General features: G+C 45.7%; 14 protein-coding genes and 1 pseudogene. 10 read left to right on the top strand and 5 right to left on the bottom strand.

Features of this window, described 5'->3' with window-relative positions:
* The first annotated feature begins 48 nt into the window (after positions 1 to 48).
* Genes luxE through ribB form a run of 3 tightly spaced genes read left to right on the top strand, consistent with a single transcriptional unit; the run spans position 49 to position 2604 of the window.
* Positions 49 to 1182 (top strand): long-chain-fatty-acid--protein ligase LuxE, encoded by a 1134-nt coding sequence (gene luxE, locus VJL_RS02290; RefSeq protein ID WP_038875360.1) that lies wholly within the window; start codon positions 49 to 51, stop codon positions 1180 to 1182.
* A 5-nt stretch (positions 1183 to 1187) separates the two neighbouring features.
* Positions 1188 to 1889 (top strand): flavin mononucleotide reductase LuxG, encoded by a 702-nt coding sequence (luxG, locus tag VJL_RS02285; RefSeq protein WP_038873089.1) that lies wholly within the window; start codon positions 1188 to 1190, stop codon positions 1887 to 1889.
* Between the two features lie 22 nt (positions 1890 to 1911).
* The gene (gene ribB / locus VJL_RS02280) at positions 1912 to 2604 is read left to right on the top strand and encodes a 3,4-dihydroxy-2-butanone-4-phosphate synthase (protein WP_038875358.1); all 693 of its coding nucleotides are present in this window, start codon (positions 1912 to 1914) and stop codon (positions 2602 to 2604) included.
* A gap of 136 nt (positions 2605 to 2740) precedes the next feature.
* Here ribB and moeB read toward each other — a convergent pair whose 3' ends face one another.
* Together moeB and moeA are read right to left on the bottom strand one after the other, a co-directional pair.
* Positions 2741 to 3490 (bottom strand): molybdopterin-synthase adenylyltransferase MoeB, encoded by a 750-nt coding sequence (gene moeB / locus VJL_RS02275; RefSeq protein ID WP_038875355.1) that lies wholly within the window; start codon positions 3488 to 3490, stop codon positions 2741 to 2743.
* 9 nt (positions 3491 to 3499) lie between these two features.
* Entirely contained in the window at positions 3500 to 4735 is a 1236-nt protein-coding gene (gene moeA, locus VJL_RS02270; RefSeq protein WP_038875352.1) for a molybdopterin molybdotransferase MoeA, read from the bottom strand.
* Positions 4736 to 5021: 286 nt separating this feature from the next.
* Between moeA and folE the strand changes: the two genes are divergently transcribed.
* The gene (folE, locus tag VJL_RS02265) at positions 5022 to 5675 is read left to right on the top strand and encodes a GTP cyclohydrolase I FolE (RefSeq protein ID WP_005373478.1); all 654 of its coding nucleotides are present in this window, start codon (positions 5022 to 5024) and stop codon (positions 5673 to 5675) included.
* Between the two features lie 277 nt (positions 5676 to 5952).
* Positions 5953 to 7201, top strand: a pseudogene (locus VJL_RS02255) (NRAMP family divalent metal transporter).
* Positions 7202 to 7294: 93 nt separating this feature from the next.
* On the opposite strand, the gene VJL_RS02250 reads toward VJL_RS02255, so the two are convergent.
* Both VJL_RS02250 and clcA read right to left on the bottom strand, forming a co-directional pair.
* Positions 7295 to 8260, bottom strand: coding sequence for a TDT family transporter (locus tag VJL_RS02250; RefSeq protein ID WP_152436610.1), 966 nt, complete (start codon positions 8258 to 8260; stop codon positions 7295 to 7297).
* Between the two features lie 294 nt (positions 8261 to 8554).
* Positions 8555 to 9961 carry a H(+)/Cl(-) exchange transporter ClcA gene (gene clcA, locus VJL_RS02245; protein ID WP_038875343.1) on the bottom strand — a complete coding sequence of 469 codons (1407 nt, stop codon included), beginning with the start codon at positions 9959 to 9961 and terminating at the stop codon, positions 8555 to 8557.
* A 785-nt stretch (positions 9962 to 10746) separates the two neighbouring features.
* On the opposite strand from clcA, the gene VJL_RS02240 reads away from it, so the two are divergent.
* A complete protein-coding gene (locus tag VJL_RS02240) occupies positions 10747 to 11187 on the top strand; it encodes a hypothetical protein (protein WP_146067534.1) in 441 nt (146 codons plus the stop codon).
* Here VJL_RS02240 and VJL_RS02235 read toward each other — a convergent pair.
* Positions 11174 to 11581 carry a helix-turn-helix domain-containing protein gene (locus VJL_RS02235; protein WP_038875337.1) on the bottom strand — a complete coding sequence of 136 codons (408 nt, stop codon included), beginning with the start codon at positions 11579 to 11581 and terminating at the stop codon, positions 11174 to 11176. The genes VJL_RS02240 and VJL_RS02235 overlap by 14 nt on opposite strands.
* Positions 11582 to 11677: 96 nt before the next feature.
* Between VJL_RS02235 and VJL_RS02230 the strand changes: the two genes are divergently transcribed.
* The 4 genes from VJL_RS02230 to VJL_RS02215 form a co-directional block, all read left to right on the top strand.
* Positions 11678 to 12586 (top strand): aldo/keto reductase, encoded by a 909-nt coding sequence (locus tag VJL_RS02230; RefSeq protein WP_038875334.1) that lies wholly within the window; start codon positions 11678 to 11680, stop codon positions 12584 to 12586.
* Between the two features lie 309 nt (positions 12587 to 12895).
* Complete coding sequence (locus VJL_RS02225) at positions 12896 to 13900, top strand: response regulator (protein ID WP_038875330.1); 1005 nt, start codon at positions 12896 to 12898, stop codon at positions 13898 to 13900.
* Positions 13900 to 14340: a PAS domain-containing protein gene (locus VJL_RS02220; protein WP_038875327.1), complete on the top strand. Its 441-nt coding sequence runs from the start codon at positions 13900 to 13902 to the stop codon at positions 14338 to 14340. Before VJL_RS02225 ends, VJL_RS02220 begins: the two co-directional genes overlap by 1 nt.
* A 90-nt stretch (positions 14341 to 14430) precedes the next feature.
* On the top strand, positions 14431 to 15275 hold an 845-nt coding region (locus VJL_RS02215), incomplete at its 3' end, for an NAD(P)H-hydrate epimerase (RefSeq protein WP_038875324.1).

The following is a 15275-nucleotide window of genomic DNA, read 5'->3' as shown; positions in this document are numbered from 1 at the left end:
CTTTCTCCATCTCTATGCGCAATCGCGCTTATTTATATAGGCATTTATATGGACGTACTTTTAGCGGTCAAGCAGGAAAATATCGCGGCAAGCACAGAAATCGATGACTTGATTTTTATGGGTACACCGCAGCAGTGGTCTTTGCAGCAACAAAAGCAATTGACTTCTCGCCTCGTCACAGAGGCGTACCGACATCATTACCAGAATAACGAGGAATATCGCCATTTTTGTCAATCATTAGGCGTGACAAGCGATATCTCTGACCTTAATGATATTCCCGTTTTCCCAACTTCAATTTTTAAACTAAGAACGTTGCTTACGATTGATGACACTGACGTTGAAAATCGATTCACAAGCAGTGGTACCAGTGGAATAAAAAGTGTGGTTGCTAGAGACCGACTGAGCATAGAGCGCCTGCTTGGTTCGGTCAATTTCGGTATGAACTATGTCGGTGACTGGTTCGATCATCAAATGGAACTGGTCAACTTAGGCCCTGACCGTTTTAACGCCAATAATATTTGGTTTAAATACGTGATGAGCTTGGTGGAGCTGCTCTATCCGACGGCTTTTACGATGAGCGAAGATGAAATCGATTTCGAAGCCACGTTAGCAAATATGGCGCGGATTAAAGAAAAGGGTAAGACAATCTGTCTTATTGGTCCTCCTTATTTTATCTACTTGCTTTGCCACTTCATGCGTGAACAAGGGCAGGATTTCAATGGTGGCAGTGAGCTCTATATTATTACCGGTGGGGGCTGGAAGAAGCACCAAGACCAATCACTCGACCGAGAGGCCTTTAATCAGCTTCTGCTAGACACTTTTGGCTTAGATAGCGCGCAGCAGATCCGAGATACCTTCAACCAAGTGGAGCTAAATACCTGCTTTTTTGAAGACAACGAACATAAAAAGAGAGTGCCTCCTTGGGTGTTCGCTAGAGCGTTGAACCCTATTACGCTCAAACCCGTGCCTAATGGAGAGCCGGGCCTAATGAGTTATATGGATGCATCAGCGGTGAGCTACCCTTGTTTTTTGGTCACTGATGATATCGGAATTGTGAGAGAAGAGCAGGGTGACAGGCCTGGCACAACGGTTGAGATCGTCAGACGAGTTAATACGAGAGGGCTAAAGGGATGCGCACTTAGCCTGTCTCAAGCCATTACAGTGAAGGACGGGAAGGAATAAATGTCATGTTATGTACGATAGAAAAGATAGAACCACTGACTAGCTGTATCTTCCGTGTGGTTTTAAAACCAGACCAACCTTTTGATTTTAAAGCAGGCCAATACATTAACGTCAGCTTAAGCTTCGGCAGCCTACCGTTTTCTATCGCCTCTTGCCCGTCTGAAGGTGGGTTTCTGGAACTTCATATTGGAGGCTCAGAACTGCGCAATAAAAATATTCTCGTGATGGAAGAGCTGACTAATGCTTGGTTCAGCGGTAAAAAGTTAGAAGTGAGTGAAGCAAGAGGCGAAGCTTGGCTGCGAAGCCAAAGTGTAAAACCACTGTTACTTGTGGCTGGTGGGACGGGCATGTCATACACGCTGAGCATTTTAAGAAACAGTCTGCAGCGCGGGTTTACCCAACCGATCTATGTCTATTGGGGAGCAAAGGACATGGACAATCTCTACGTGCATGATGAGCTCGTTGATATTGCGCTAGAAAACAAAAATGTCAGCTATGTCCCTATTACTGAAGTTTCAAATTCACCTCAATATGCAAAGCATGGACAAGTGCTCGATTGCGTGATGAATGATTTTCGCAATCTATCTGAGTTCGATATCTACTTATGTGGTCCTGGGAAGATGGTGGAAGTCGCTCGAAATTGGTTTTGTAAGGAAAGAGGCGCGGAACTCGACCAACTTTACGCTGACGCATTCGCTTACTTATAACAAGTTTCAAGGAGAAGAAATCATGAGTTCTACATCACTTTTAGAAGAGTTTGGTAATCCGCTGCAAAGAGTCGAAAGGGCGATTGAGGCATTGAAAAATGGAAACGGTGTTTTGTTAATGGATGATGAGAACCGAGAAAACGAAGGTGACCTGATTTTTTCAGCGCAGCACCTTACTGATCAACAAATGGCGTTAATGATAAGAGAGTGCAGTGGTATTGTGTGTCTATGCTTAACTCAAGAACGAGCGAACTGGCTGGAATTGCCTCCTATGGTCGAAGATAACCGAAGTAAAAACCAAACAGCTTTTACGGTGTCTATTGAGGCGAAACAAGGTGTGACAACCGGTGTATCAGCAAAAGACCGTGTGACAACGGTAAAAACAGCGATCTACTTTGACGCTCAACCAGATGATCTTGCAAGGCCAGGGCACGTGTTTCCTTTGGTTGCCAAAACCAATGGTGTATTGACTCGTCGAGGCCATACTGAAGGGACGATTGACTTAATGTATCTTGCTAACCTTGTTCCATCCGGTGTGCTATGCGAACTGACCAACTCAGACGGCACTATGGCAAAGCTTCCTGAAACCATTGCTTTTGCAAAACGTCATGAGATGCCAGTTTTGACAATAGAAGACATTGTTGAATATCGGACTGGGATAGACCTACGAAATGAATATGAAAGCAGCCCAATGAATGAGGTGAGCTTAACGTAGTCAAATTTAATCCTTAACGCTCCTTTTGTTCAGTGCCTACGCTGACTTTTCCGCCCTTCCTCGGGCGGCTTTTTCGTTTTAGGGCGATAAAAATTAACCCGCAATGAGCGGGCTAATCAATGTTGTATTGAATGGTTTAGCTACATACAGGGCAGCTCGGCATTTTCATCAGATTCATTTCTCGCCAAGACATGCTGAGCGCGTCCAAAATCAGAATTTTGCCTTTCTTTGGTTGGCCGTAATCAGCAATCACTTTGAGCGCCTCCATCGCTTGTACTGCGCCAACAATACCAACAACAGGAGCCATGACTCCGGCTTCGACACAACTTAACGCACCGCTGCCGAAGAGGGCACTTAAGCACTGGTAACATGGTTGTGCTGGATCATCGTAAGTAAACACACTCACTTGGCCTTCCATACGAATGGCCGCGCCTGAAATTAGCGGTGTTTTGGTAGCAAAACATAGGCGATTAAGTTGATTACGCGTCTCGACGTTATCTGATGCATCGACAACAATAGTGTGCTGCTTAATCCGGCTCTTTAACGCTTTATCATCAAGACGTTTTGCAATGGTATCTACGATAATGTGCGGGTTAAGCTCACGTAGTGCATCGGCCGCTGAGTCTACCTTCTTACGACCAATATCCGAATCGTGGTGCAGAACTTGGCGCTGAAGGTTAGACAGCTCGACGATGTCATCATCAATCAGCGTGATTTTACCGACACCAGCAGTCGCCAAATATTGGCTTGATGCGCAACCTAAACCCCCAGCACCAAGCATCAGTACCGATGCTTGTTTGAGTGCTTCTTGTCCATCAAAGTCAAACTGACGAAGAATGATTTGGCGGTTGTAACGTAGCATTTCCTGATCGGAAAGAATATCCACAACGACTTCCTAGTAAAGGGTTGAGTTGAATAGTTGAATCTGAACCGTTTCGCCCACTTCAACTCGGCCGCGTTCACGTTCCAACACAACAAAACAGTTGGCTAGGCTCATTGAGCGGAATGCGCCAGAGCTTTGGTTGCCCGTTGTTTCAACCACAAACTTGCCATCTTCCAGCGTGTAGATACCGCGTTGGTAATCGGTGCGACCAGGCGCTTTCTTAAAGGCGGTTTTGGTTGTTGCCGGAATAGACTCGGGTGCTTTCCATTCTGTATGGCCTGCAAGTTTTGCCAGCATTGGTTGAACAAGCACATACATGGTGAGTACGGCAGAAACCGGGTTGCCCGGCAGACCACAGAACCAAGCTGTACTTAGCTTACCAAATGCGAAAGGTTTACCCGGCTTGATTGCTAGCTTCCAGAAACCAATTTCCCCAAGTTCTTCAAGAATGTCTTTGGTGTAATCCGCTTCGCCCACACTTACACCGCCTGAGGTCACGACCACATCTGCCAATGTTTGCGCTTGTTCAAAGGTCGCTTTTAGAGTCTCTGGGCAGTCTGGAATGATACCAAGATCAACGGCTTCACAACCGAAGTTCTCGATAAGCGGTTTAATACCGTAGCGGTTGCTGTCGTAGATTTGACCTTCGTCTAGCGGTTCGCCCAGTGGTTTAAGTTCATCACCAGTAGAGAAGAAAGCAACTTTTGGCTTACGTACTACTGTTATATGGCTAACACCAAGAGACGCAATCATCGGAATATCGCGAGGTGTTAAACGCGCACCTTTTGCCAATACGATGTCGCCTTGCTTGATGTCGTCACCTGTTGGGCGGATGTTGTTTTGTGGCTTCACGTCAGTTTGGTTGAACTGAATGCCAGCATCCGTTATTTCTGTGTTTTCTTGCATGATAACGGCATCACAACCCTGTGGGATTTTTGCGCCAGTCATGATGCGAACACAGGTACCTTGAGGCCATTCACCTTCAAAAGGTTGTCCTGCAAATGATTTACCTGCCAGAGGCAATACGGAAGACGACTCAAGATCTTGAATGCGAATAGCGTAGCCATCCATTGCTGAGTTATCGAATGGCGGTACGTGAATAGGTGACAAGATGTCTTCTGCCAGTACAAAACCGAGTGCTTCAGCAAGTGGAAGAGAAAGCGTTGTTTGGATAGGTTTGATTCGCGATAGCATTTTGTCCATCGCGTCTTCAATTGGCATCAAGCCAGGTGCGTCGCAGCAGCCCATTGAGAAAATCCTGTGTTCTTTTGTTTTGTGGCAACTTTACCATAAAAAGGGGACTGAGTAAGAATGTCCACCTATAAAATATGGGTGTAATTATTCAAAAATCCGAGTATCCTTGTCAGCCATCCAAAAGGGGTAAAATCCTTGTGGAGGTCAATAAAATCAGCTCAGTAACTTCATTTGATGTGCCTTAGTGTAAAGACACGAACTGAGCAGCTCAAAGCGAAAAATATGAATGCAATTTTGATTGGGTTTGTATGAAAGCGGAAGTAACAAAAGAGGAAGTGGAATGTCAGGTCTTAGCGAGTCAGCGAAGTTAGTAAAAGAAGCGCTAGAGCAACGCGGTTTGGAAACGCCAATGCGTCCAAACAACGTAAGTCGTGAAGAGAAGAAAGAGAAGATCGAACACCACATGCGTGAGATCTTAGGTCTGCTTCAACTTGACCTTACCGACGATAGCCTAGAAGAAACCCCACACCGCATTGCTAAGATGTACGTTGACGAAATCTTCTCCGGTCTGGATTACTCCAACTTTCCTAAAATCACGGTGATTGAGAACAAGATGAACGTGAGCGAGATGGTTCGCGTGAAGGACATCACAGTGACCAGTACTTGTGAACACCACCTTGTGACCATTGATGGCAAGGCTGCAGTGGCTTACATTCCACGTGGCAAGATCATTGGCCTATCAAAGATCAACCGTATCGTTCGCTTCTTTGCGCAGCGTCCACAAGTACAAGAGCGTATGACACAGCAGATTCTTGTTGCACTTCAAACGTTGCTTGAGTCTGATGATGTGGCAGTGACGATTGACGCAACACACTACTGTGTGAAATCTCGCGGTGTGATGGATGCAACCAGCGAAACGACGACAACAGCATTGGGTGGCATCTTCAAAAGCAACCCAGCAACGCGTGCCGAGTTTCTGCACGGTTTACGCTAAGTAACTAAGCACTATTCTAAGAGGATGGCAAACGCCATCCTTTTTTGTATCTGTCTGAAATGAATAATGATTTGAGAATGAAAACGACAAAAATCATTTATCGATTTCTGTGTTGACAGTCACATGCGATAGACTTAATATCCGCGCCCAGCAAACGGTTGCGAAGGCTTCACTTCTCTTTTCGTTCTGCCCAATTTGATTCTTCAAGCTCAGCTGATCTCGGTCAGTTGTCTTTCTGTTTTCTAATAATAGAAAGGCAACAAAATTGAGATTTGGCATGACCACACAAACCACCATCAACTCGACTGCTCCAGCTTCTATTCAAGCATCGGAGAACAGTTGGCAAAAGAAAGCAATTCTTAGTGTCGCGTTTTTAATGGCGACCACGTCTGTTGGACCTGGCTTTTTAACCCAAACAGCGGTCTTCACCAATATCTACAAAATCGACATGGCATTCCCTGTGTTTGCATCCATGTTTATCACTTTTGGTATTGTGATGAACCTGTGGCGTATCGTAGGTGTGTCTGGTATGCGCATTCAAGATATTGCCAACAAAGTCGCACCGGGGATGGGCTACGTGGTGGGTATTCTGCTGGCACTTGGTGCGGTTGCATTTAACTTCGGTAACGTAAGTGGTTCTGCGCTCGGTATTAATGTACTAACGGGTGTAGATACGACTTGGGGCGCTCTCTTTACAGGTGTAGTAGGTTGTTTGCTGTTTGCTGTTTGTGGTGCACAACGCGTCTAAACGCATGGATCAAATGGCACGCTATCTCGGCTTGTTTATGATCATTTTAATTGCGTATGTTGCGATGACCAGTTTGCCTCCAAGGGGGGAGACCTTGAGCGCAGCAGTAATGCCTACTGATATTGGCAGCCTGCTATTACCGACGCTGACTATCGTTGGTGGCGCAGTAGGTGGCTATTACACAGGCGCACAGCGATTGGTTGATATCGGCTTACAAGGTAAAGAGAACGTCCCCGCTATTAAAACAGCAGCTTGGGCAGGTATTTCCATTGCTGTGGTGATTCGCATCCTGTTGTTTATGGCAGTGTTCGGTGTGATTGCAACAGGCGCGACTTTGGATTCTGCAAACCCAGCCGCAGACGCGTTCCGTCAAGGTGCAGGTGAGGTAGGTTATTTTATCTTTGGTTTGGTGCTGTTTGTTGCTTCGATTACCTCGGTTGTGGGTAACTCCTACATGGCGATTTCCCTTATCAAAACGCTGTTCCCAGTTGTGGCTCGCAACGAGAAAGCATGGTGTGTTGGTTTTATTATTATCACATCGCTTGGCACTGTGACGATGAACATGCCGATTCTGCTGCTAATGCTGGCTGGCCTTGTTAACAGTATTATTCTGCCAATCGTATTGGGTATGGTGCTGGTGGCGACACGTAGAAAAGACATCGTAGGTGACTACAAACACCCAGCCTATTTAACGCTGACGGGCGTTGCAATTGTCGTGGTTATGGCGGCATCAAGCATGACCAATATCAGCAACTTTATGGCCAAGTTTATCGGCTAACTCAATGCATCGGCCAATGTGAATTGAGTAATGTTTATCGAGCATGAGCTTGCAAAGAACAAAAGAAAACGACCTCGCAATGAGGTCGTTTTTTTATGTCTGTTTTGAGGGCGTTCTTACCAGTTCTGGCCAGTACATTTTTACATAACCAGCAGAAACCCAAACGACAAGTACCGTGGCAATGCTTAACTCTAGGAATCCAAAATCGTGCAGCCAATGCCAATGGGGGTGAGACTCTGCAAAAAAAGTGGTGAGGCGATGCATCGCAATAGCACTAATAACGGAAGGGAAGGTCACGGCCGCAATAGATGGCTGGAATTTAAGACGCAATAAACGGAAGTAACACAGATAAATCAGCAAGGTCATGGTGATCGCGATGCCTGCCAATGCGCCTGTGAGAATCGGGTCTGGCTCGCCAAAGTTGACCAAATACGCCGCTAAAGACAAGTTCACCGGAGCTGCCATGATCGCAAGGGTTGGACGTGCTCTACGGGGGAGAGAGCCAAAGAAAACGAGGCGATACAACACTAATGGCAGCATAAAGAAGTAAATGCCAATGCACATCATTGCCAAGGTTTCAGAAAAGACATTGTGACCAAACTGAGACCCAGCAAGTGAAGAACTGATCAACCCCACCGGATATAAGAACCAACTCGGGACGATATTCGACATTTTGAAGTTCATTATCTGAAAACCGAAGAACATTACCATCATGGTAAAATGCAACGCAACGGCCATGAACCACAGTGGGTAAGCAATAATCGGTTCGACGGCAGCGAGATAGTCGCACAGCATCAATAATGCCATGCTCATTGGCGCCATCAAACTGCCGCTAAGAGGATGCTTGATGTCTGCCATAAACAAACGTGGGCTGGTTGCGTATTTCAATAGAACCGGAGTGAGAAGAAGCGCGCCTAGTGCAGCGAGGAAAGGGCGTATAGGTTCACCTATATCTGGTACATAGAGCGCCCAAGCTTGGCCAAGTCCGATCATGCCCAGTGCTAATGCCGCTTGTGAGGGCGGAACACTGTAAAACTGCACAAGTCTTTTCCAGTTCAAATCTACTCCGAATTGATATTGTATGAATCCAGTGAATGGATGTTGCCCTAGGACTATCCGATATTTGGATGAATTGCTCTATTTCTGTTCGAAGATAGTATCAAGTTTCACGCATCGATACCCTTAAATGTGCTGGGTAAATATCAACGAATGGGAGTTTTGTGAGTTTGGTAGCGAAATGAGTTCGAGAGTTGCAAAAACGCAAAATTACTGACTCCAAATGAATCTTCTATATGAAAGATTATTTGGAGCCTTTATACCCAAGCACCTTGCCGTCAATTGGGGGATGTAACGTTAGCCCTGATTTTCAGGTAGGTCCTGTTGGCGTAACTTGTCATTTTTAAGCGTACGATGTAGTAACTGGCTGTAAATTGGTTGTCCGCCAAGTAATTGAGCCACAATTACGGCACCTAAACTTGTAATAATGAGAGGTAGGATCAAATAGTAGTTATTAGTCATCTCGATAACGAGCAAGATACCAGTGATTGGCGCACGTACAGTTGCTGCAAACAACGCACCCATACCAGCAATAGCAAACACCCCCGGCTCGATAGTGAGAGACGGCAACAACATATCTGCACTTGCCCCAAACGCATAGCCGAATAAAGTACCCAACGCCAACATCGGTGCGAAGATACCACCAGGCGCGCCAGAACCAAAACAAAGTAGGGTGGTGATGACACGGCCAACAAACAACATCACTAAAATAGAGATAGAGTAGTTGCCATTCGTGATATCAGGGATTAACCCAATACCGCCGCCGGTTAATTGAGGTACGTAAAGCAGTAATAAGCCAAATACGCCGCCGAGGATGGTCCCCGTGATTAAGTAGCGTTTACGGTCATTCTTGTGAAGTGCAACAAAGCTGTCTTGTGCAATGGTGATCAGTTTATTGAAGACCACTCCGAACACGCCAAAGAGCGAACCCAGTAATAAGAACAACCATAATGATTGCAGCTCTGGTGATTGATACTGCGGCATGGTAATCACCGCTTCTTGGCCATTAATCGCCCGGAAGACAATGTTCGCCATGATCGCAGAGATGATCACTGCGCGAATAGAAATTAATGAGTAGCGAAATTGAGGACGCATTTCCTCAACCACAAACATAATACCAGCCAACGGTGCGTTGAACGCTGCGGCCAAGCCGCCTGCCGCTCCGGATGCTAAAAGCGAGTGTCGAGTATCGTCATCCTTAATTCTGAAAATGTCAGTGACCATACGGCCAACCGCACCGCCCATCTGCACGGTAGGACCTTCGCGGCCTAATACCATACCTGAGCCTAAAGCACCCATGCCGCCAAAGAATTTTACGGGAATGACTCGCCACCAACGCACGGGGCGAATATTGTCCATCGCGCCTTCGATCTCAGGGATGCCTGAGCCGGAGGCTTCTGGGGCAAAGCGGTGTACAAGGTAGTAACCAATGAAGGCGAGCGTTGCACTGATCAAAATAGCGGCAAGCCAAAGCGGTAACACGCTGCCAATTTCACTTTTAAGCCACTCGGTACGAGTCTCTGATACAAAGTGAACGGCGATTTCAAAATAAGTACCAACAAGGCCGGCTAACGTGCCAACGACTGCAGCCATAACGAGAACGGAGAATGATGTTGGCGTTGACCCTCGAGAGACAAACTGGTTAATCGCATCTTTCGGTACGTGCGCTAACACAGATTTAACAATTCTCTCGCGTTTGGTCATTAACAGATTCTCCTGAAAATAAAGTTGGAAGGGACGAAAGAAATTATACGCTGACGAGAGTCTAGACCTAATCAATAAAGATGCAATTTAGCTTTCCACTATTGAGCGGTTCAAGTCTCCTTTGTCCAAATATTGATAAATATTGTGCTATTGATCCCATATATGACGACATTTTTTTATTGGGTCGCCTTGTTTTCTGAGCAAAATGAACCATGCTTTAAGTGTAAAGCAACATGACTGCTTCAGAAGGAGGGATGTGAGGTTTTACACACAATTTGGATGGATTCAAACCCTACAGAAATTCCTCGTTATTTGTTCGGGATGCATCAATAGACTTCCCGATTCGCATACTCACGATTGAGTCACGAGGCAGAGGCGCACGCAAAAGTGCGCCTTTTTAATGCCTGCGACTAAATTTCTGTATTGTCTAAAATACAGTATGGGGTGTTGATTAATGTGAAAGGTGTGATATCTTGTATTTTGTAATGGTTCTCAGCGTGAGGGATTACGCTATTCAGGCTTTATACAAGATTGATGCGGGCTAGAAGGTCCGCTTTTTTGTTGCCAAACTTCGACCTCTGACCTTGTCATTTTTCTTTCAAACCGTAATGATCTTCGAGTCTCAACCTCACTGAAGAACAGAAAACTCAATCATGTCGCGTCTTTCCTTATCTGCTGTCACTTGCTTTTCACTCATTGTTTTTTTCCACACTCATGTTTCATTTGCGAACGGCTTTTGGTGGCAGGCATTGTTGTCCGATAAGCCGTTGACAGAGGTAAGAGAAGTGATAAAGCAAGGTGGTGAATGGTATGAATGTGATGCCTTCAATCAAATGACGGTCATGTGTTTAGATGAGTTTTATTATTACAATATAGCGCTTTATGGTGAGCTAACCTTAAGAAATCAGAGCATGACTTTATCGTTTTTAGCGGCATATGACGCGCAAACGTTGAGTGATCTTATTCTGAATTTGAGAAAAGACGGTTTTGTGGTAAGTGCGCTTGGTATAGGGGACGAGCATTATGATGTACGTGAAGCACTGCAACAGCAATCGCCTGAATCGGTAGATAGGGACGTCGTATTGCTTATGAATCAATATCCTCAAGACGCACCTAGAACACTCGATTGGCTACGGGCTCAAGAATTTGAAGCATCGTTGCCAAAAGTTAAGGCTAATTTAACGAGTGATGGTGAGATGCTAGAGTTAACCATCACTCGCCTTTAGATTCATTATGTAGGGCAAGAAACGTCGCCATCGCGGATTCATCCAAAAATCCATCTGACTTTTTGTGTGCGCGTAGGTACTGATAACCCGCTACCAGCTTGCGGTGCTTGGCTTCTTCCTCTTCTGATATCGTTCCATTCATCACGTGCTGGAAGGCCAGTTTATAGGCCCCCATGTCCACGACTTCCGCTTGACGGTAAAAATAGCCGCAACCAGTGGCTAACCATTCCAATGAACAGTTGGCTCGCATGGCGATTTGATTCGCTTTGGCTAAGCTGGGTTCGCTGCCTTTGAGGTATTTGCGAATCAAAGCTTCAGAAACGTCCACGCGTCGCGCAAAACCACTGATGCTTTCTTCGCCAATTAATGTCGCGAGTCGTTGGGCAAAAGACATATTTCGTACTCCAGTTCGAATTGCGAAAGTTTACCCGTTGAGCGAGCGGTAAAACAAGACTAGGATGAAAGCAGATTAAGAAAAGGAGATAAACCCATGGTTGCAAAAGTAGCGACTGCACCAAACGGTCCAGAGTTTTCTGAACTGGTACAAGGTTATTGGCGTGCGGTAGATTGGGGCATGACAGCGCAAGAGCGTTTGTCGTTCCTAAAGCAACATATTGAGTTAGGCATTACCACCGTCGATCACGCTGATATCTACGGTAACTACGAATGTGAAGCGCTGTTTGGTGAAGCACTCGCACTGGACAAAAGCGTTCGTGAGCAAATTCAGATCGTGACGAAGTGCGACATCAATTTGTGTGGTGATAAAACGCCAGAACGTAAGATCAACCACTACGACACCAGCGCTGCACACATCTATCAATCCGTGAACAACTCGCTTGAGCGACTAAAAGTCGATGAGATTGATGTTCTTCTTATCCATCGTCCAGACGTGTTAATGGATGCTGACGAGGTAGCAGAAGCGTTCTCTGAGCTACATAAAGTGGGTAAAGTTAAGCACTTTGGTGTTTCTAACTTCACGCCTCGTCAATTCGAGCTTCTTCAATCTCGTTTAAGCAAACCTCTTGTGACTAACCAAGTGGAAATCAACCCTCTGAACTTTGAAGTGGCACACGATGGTACGCTAGATCTACTCCAAACGCATCGTGTTCGTCCAATGGCATGGTCATGTTTAGGTGGCGGTTCAATTTTCACTGGGGATACGGAGCAAGCGGTTCGTGTTCGTAACGAGCTAGAAGCTATCCGAGAAGAAGTGGGTGCAAACAGCATCGACGAAGTGATTTACGCTTGGGTACGTCGCTTGCCTTCTAAGCCGATGCCAATTATTGGTTCTGGTAAAATCGAGCGTGTGCATAGTGCAGTTAACGCGCTAAGCATTGAGCTAACTCGTGAGCAATGGTACCGAGTTTGGGTTGCATCAAAAGGTCACGGTGTGCCATAGAAAGCGATCAGTGAGCAAAAGACTGAGGCACTCCAAAGAGGGTGCCTTTTTTATTTCTGTTTATCTTAAATGGCAGCAACTTTATAAACGCAACCCCTTGCGTATCAAGCCTTGTAGAACTTTTAATCATTCCTGACTGATGTCACTAAATGTACAGGGAATCGAACTTTTTCTTAGTTCATTGGTTCACTCAACTATTCATATTGCGTATGCTTACCCAGTAAACAAAAAACGAAGACTCTTAGTCTGTGTAGCAGTAACAATCTGGTAGAATCCCGCGCAGATTGTTGAATATTTAAAGGTGGTAGCATGTCTTTTCCTGTACTCATCTGTGATGATTCTGCGTTAGCACGCAAACAGATGGCAAGATCACTGCCAGCAACATTGAATGCAGACGTGACATTTGCCATCCATGGTAAAAATGCGCTTGAAGAGTTAGCGCAAAAAGAATTTAAACTGATGTTTCTCGACCTCACCATGCCAGAGATGGACGGTTTTGAAACATTAGAAAACATGAAACGCTTGGGCATTCAAACGCCCGTCGTGGTTGTGTCTGGCGATATTCAGCCAAAAGCAAAAGAGCGCGTGTTTGCTCTCGGTGCGAAAGCATTTATTCAAAAGCCGATTGGTAAGGACGAGCTTAAAGCGACGTTAAAAGAGCTTGTCGAACCTGATCAACGCCCTCAGGTGATCACTCCTATCACGCTTGAGCTGCCGATTTTACGTCGCCGCGATATTTATATGGAAGTGGCGAACGTTTCTATTGGCCGGGCAGCGGATGCCCTAGCACGTCATTTCGATGTGTTTGTTCAACTTCCATTACCGAACGTAAACATCTTCGAAGTCAGCGAGCTTCACATGGCTTTACGTGATTTGGCATCACAAGACAACGTCTCTGGTGTGTGCCAAGGTTTTTGTGGTGAAGGGATCGCGGGTGAAGCTCTCGTACTCTTGAGTGACTCCAGTGTTTCTGATCTTAAGAAACTGATGAAGGTGCCAGCAGACAGTGAAGAGTTAGAAGAGCTCGAGCTGTTGATGGATATCTCCAACATTCTGGTTGGTTCTTTCTTGAATGGTTTAGGCGAGCAATCTGAAGTCCGATTTTTCCAAAGTCCTCCAGTTTTGCTCGGCCAGCATATCTCGATTGACTCTATTATCGAATCAACCACGGGCGCGTTCAGTCGTACCATGACCTTTGAAGTGAGCTACAACATCGAAGGCACTTCAATTCGTTGTGATCTTCTGTTTATGTTCGTGGATGAGTCATTACCGTTGCTGGATAACAAACTGTCGTACTTGATGGAGGACTTCTAATGCTGAATCTACCTGCAGAATTTGAACAATTCCATTGGATGGTCGACATGGTGCAGAATGTCGATATGGGCTTGGTCGTTATAGATAAAGAATATAACGTGCAAGTGTGGAACGGGTTTATGACTCATCACAGTGGTTTACAATCACATGAGGCGATTGGCCGCTCTATCTTCGATATTTTCCCTGAAATCCCACAAGAGTGGTTTAAGCTTAAGACGAAACCTGTCTACGATTTGGGTTGTCGCAGTTTTATTACTTGGCGTCAGCGTCCGTATTTGTTCCGATGTCGCAACGTTCGTCCTGTCACTCAACAGGCCGAGTTTATGTACCAAAACGTGACGCTAAATCCAATGCGTACCCCAACAGGGAAAATCAATTCGTTGTTCCTGTCGATTCAAGATGCGACCGCAGAAGCCTTGATGGTGAAAGACCAAAAGTAAGCTTGAAAAAATAAGCATGGTAAAAGCCGAGGTTCGCCTCGGCTTTTTTGTATACTTAAATCGTGTTCCCCCAATACGTAGAAGATCAAAATGGACTTTAATCTCGCTCTTAAACTCTACACTGCAGAACAAGTCAGAAAAGGAGAGGTCATCGCAGCTCAAATGGTGGGCGTCTCTATGTATAGCCTGATGCAACGCGCAGGTATGGCAGTATATGAACGATTTCTTCATTTGTACCCCAGAGCAAGAACAGTCTTGGTTGTTTGTGGTAAAGGCAACAACGGGGGCGATGGCTATGTCTTTGCTACATTGGCAAAACAAGCACAGCTCAAAGTACGAGTATTTCAATTCGATAATGTTACAGCCTTAAAAGGCGATGCCTTAAGAGCGTTTGAAGACTGGCAGACGGTTGATGGTGAAATCAGCAGTTGGGATGATTGGCACACCGCGTTATTGGAAGCCGATGTGATTATAGACGCCATGTTAGGAACGGGGTTAAATGGAGAAGTGAGACACGAATATCGTCGTTATATCGATCAGATAAACCAAATCCACTGTCCAGTCATCTCCATCGATATTCCTTCTGGTTTAAGTGCGGACACCGGTGCTGTGCTCGGAGATGCCATACAAGCGGATCATACGGTGACCTTTATTGGTGTGAAGCAAGGTTTATGCTCCGGGCAGGCAAGAGACTACGTCGGTGAGCTGCATTTTTCTGGCTTGGGTGTAAACGTTGAGTTTGAGTCGATTGAAGAAGAAAGTGCGTTGGGCATTGACCATCAAATCATCAAAAGGCTATTACCAAAAAGAAAAGCCACAGCCCACAAAGGGAATAATGGCAAGCTCTTATGTATAGGCGGCAATCAAGGGATGTCCGGTGCTATTCGTTTATGTGCCTCCGCCGCGGTAAGAATAGGGGCTGGGTTAACCGCCTC

Source organism: Vibrio jasicida CAIM 1864 = LMG 25398 (assembly GCF_000400365.1).
In the GTDB taxonomy this organism is placed as follows: Bacteria; Pseudomonadota; Gammaproteobacteria; order Enterobacterales; family Vibrionaceae; genus Vibrio; species Vibrio jasicida.
This window is presented reverse-complemented; position numbering and strand designations above follow the sequence as displayed.

Excerpts from the sequence above, each read along its gene's own strand:
- luxE (WP_038875360.1), top strand. The coding sequence starts at position 49 with ATGGACGTACTTTTAGCGGTCAAGCAGGAAAATATCGCGGCAAGCACA.
- folE (WP_005373478.1), top strand. The coding sequence starts at position 5,022 with ATGTCAGGTCTTAGCGAGTCAGCGAAGTTAGTAAAAGAAGCGCTAGAG.
- VJL_RS02235 (WP_038875337.1), bottom strand. The coding sequence starts at position 11,581 with ATGTCTTTTGCCCAACGACTCGCGACATTAATTGGCGAAGAAAGCATC.
- VJL_RS02225 (WP_038875330.1), top strand. The coding sequence starts at position 12,896 with ATGTCTTTTCCTGTACTCATCTGTGATGATTCTGCGTTAGCACGCAAA.
- ribB (WP_038875358.1), top strand. The coding sequence starts at position 1,912 with ATGAGTTCTACATCACTTTTAGAAGAGTTTGGTAATCCGCTGCAAAGA.
- VJL_RS02230 (WP_038875334.1), top strand. The coding sequence starts at position 11,678 with ATGGTTGCAAAAGTAGCGACTGCACCAAACGGTCCAGAGTTTTCTGAA.
- luxG (WP_038873089.1), top strand. The coding sequence starts at position 1,188 with ATGTTATGTACGATAGAAAAGATAGAACCACTGACTAGCTGTATCTTC.
- clcA (WP_038875343.1), bottom strand. The coding sequence starts at position 9,961 with ATGACCAAACGCGAGAGAATTGTTAAATCTGTGTTAGCGCACGTACCG.
- moeA (WP_038875352.1), bottom strand. The coding sequence starts at position 4,735 with ATGGGCTGCTGCGACGCACCTGGCTTGATGCCAATTGAAGACGCGATG.
- VJL_RS02220 (WP_038875327.1), top strand. The coding sequence starts at position 13,900 with ATGCTGAATCTACCTGCAGAATTTGAACAATTCCATTGGATGGTCGAC.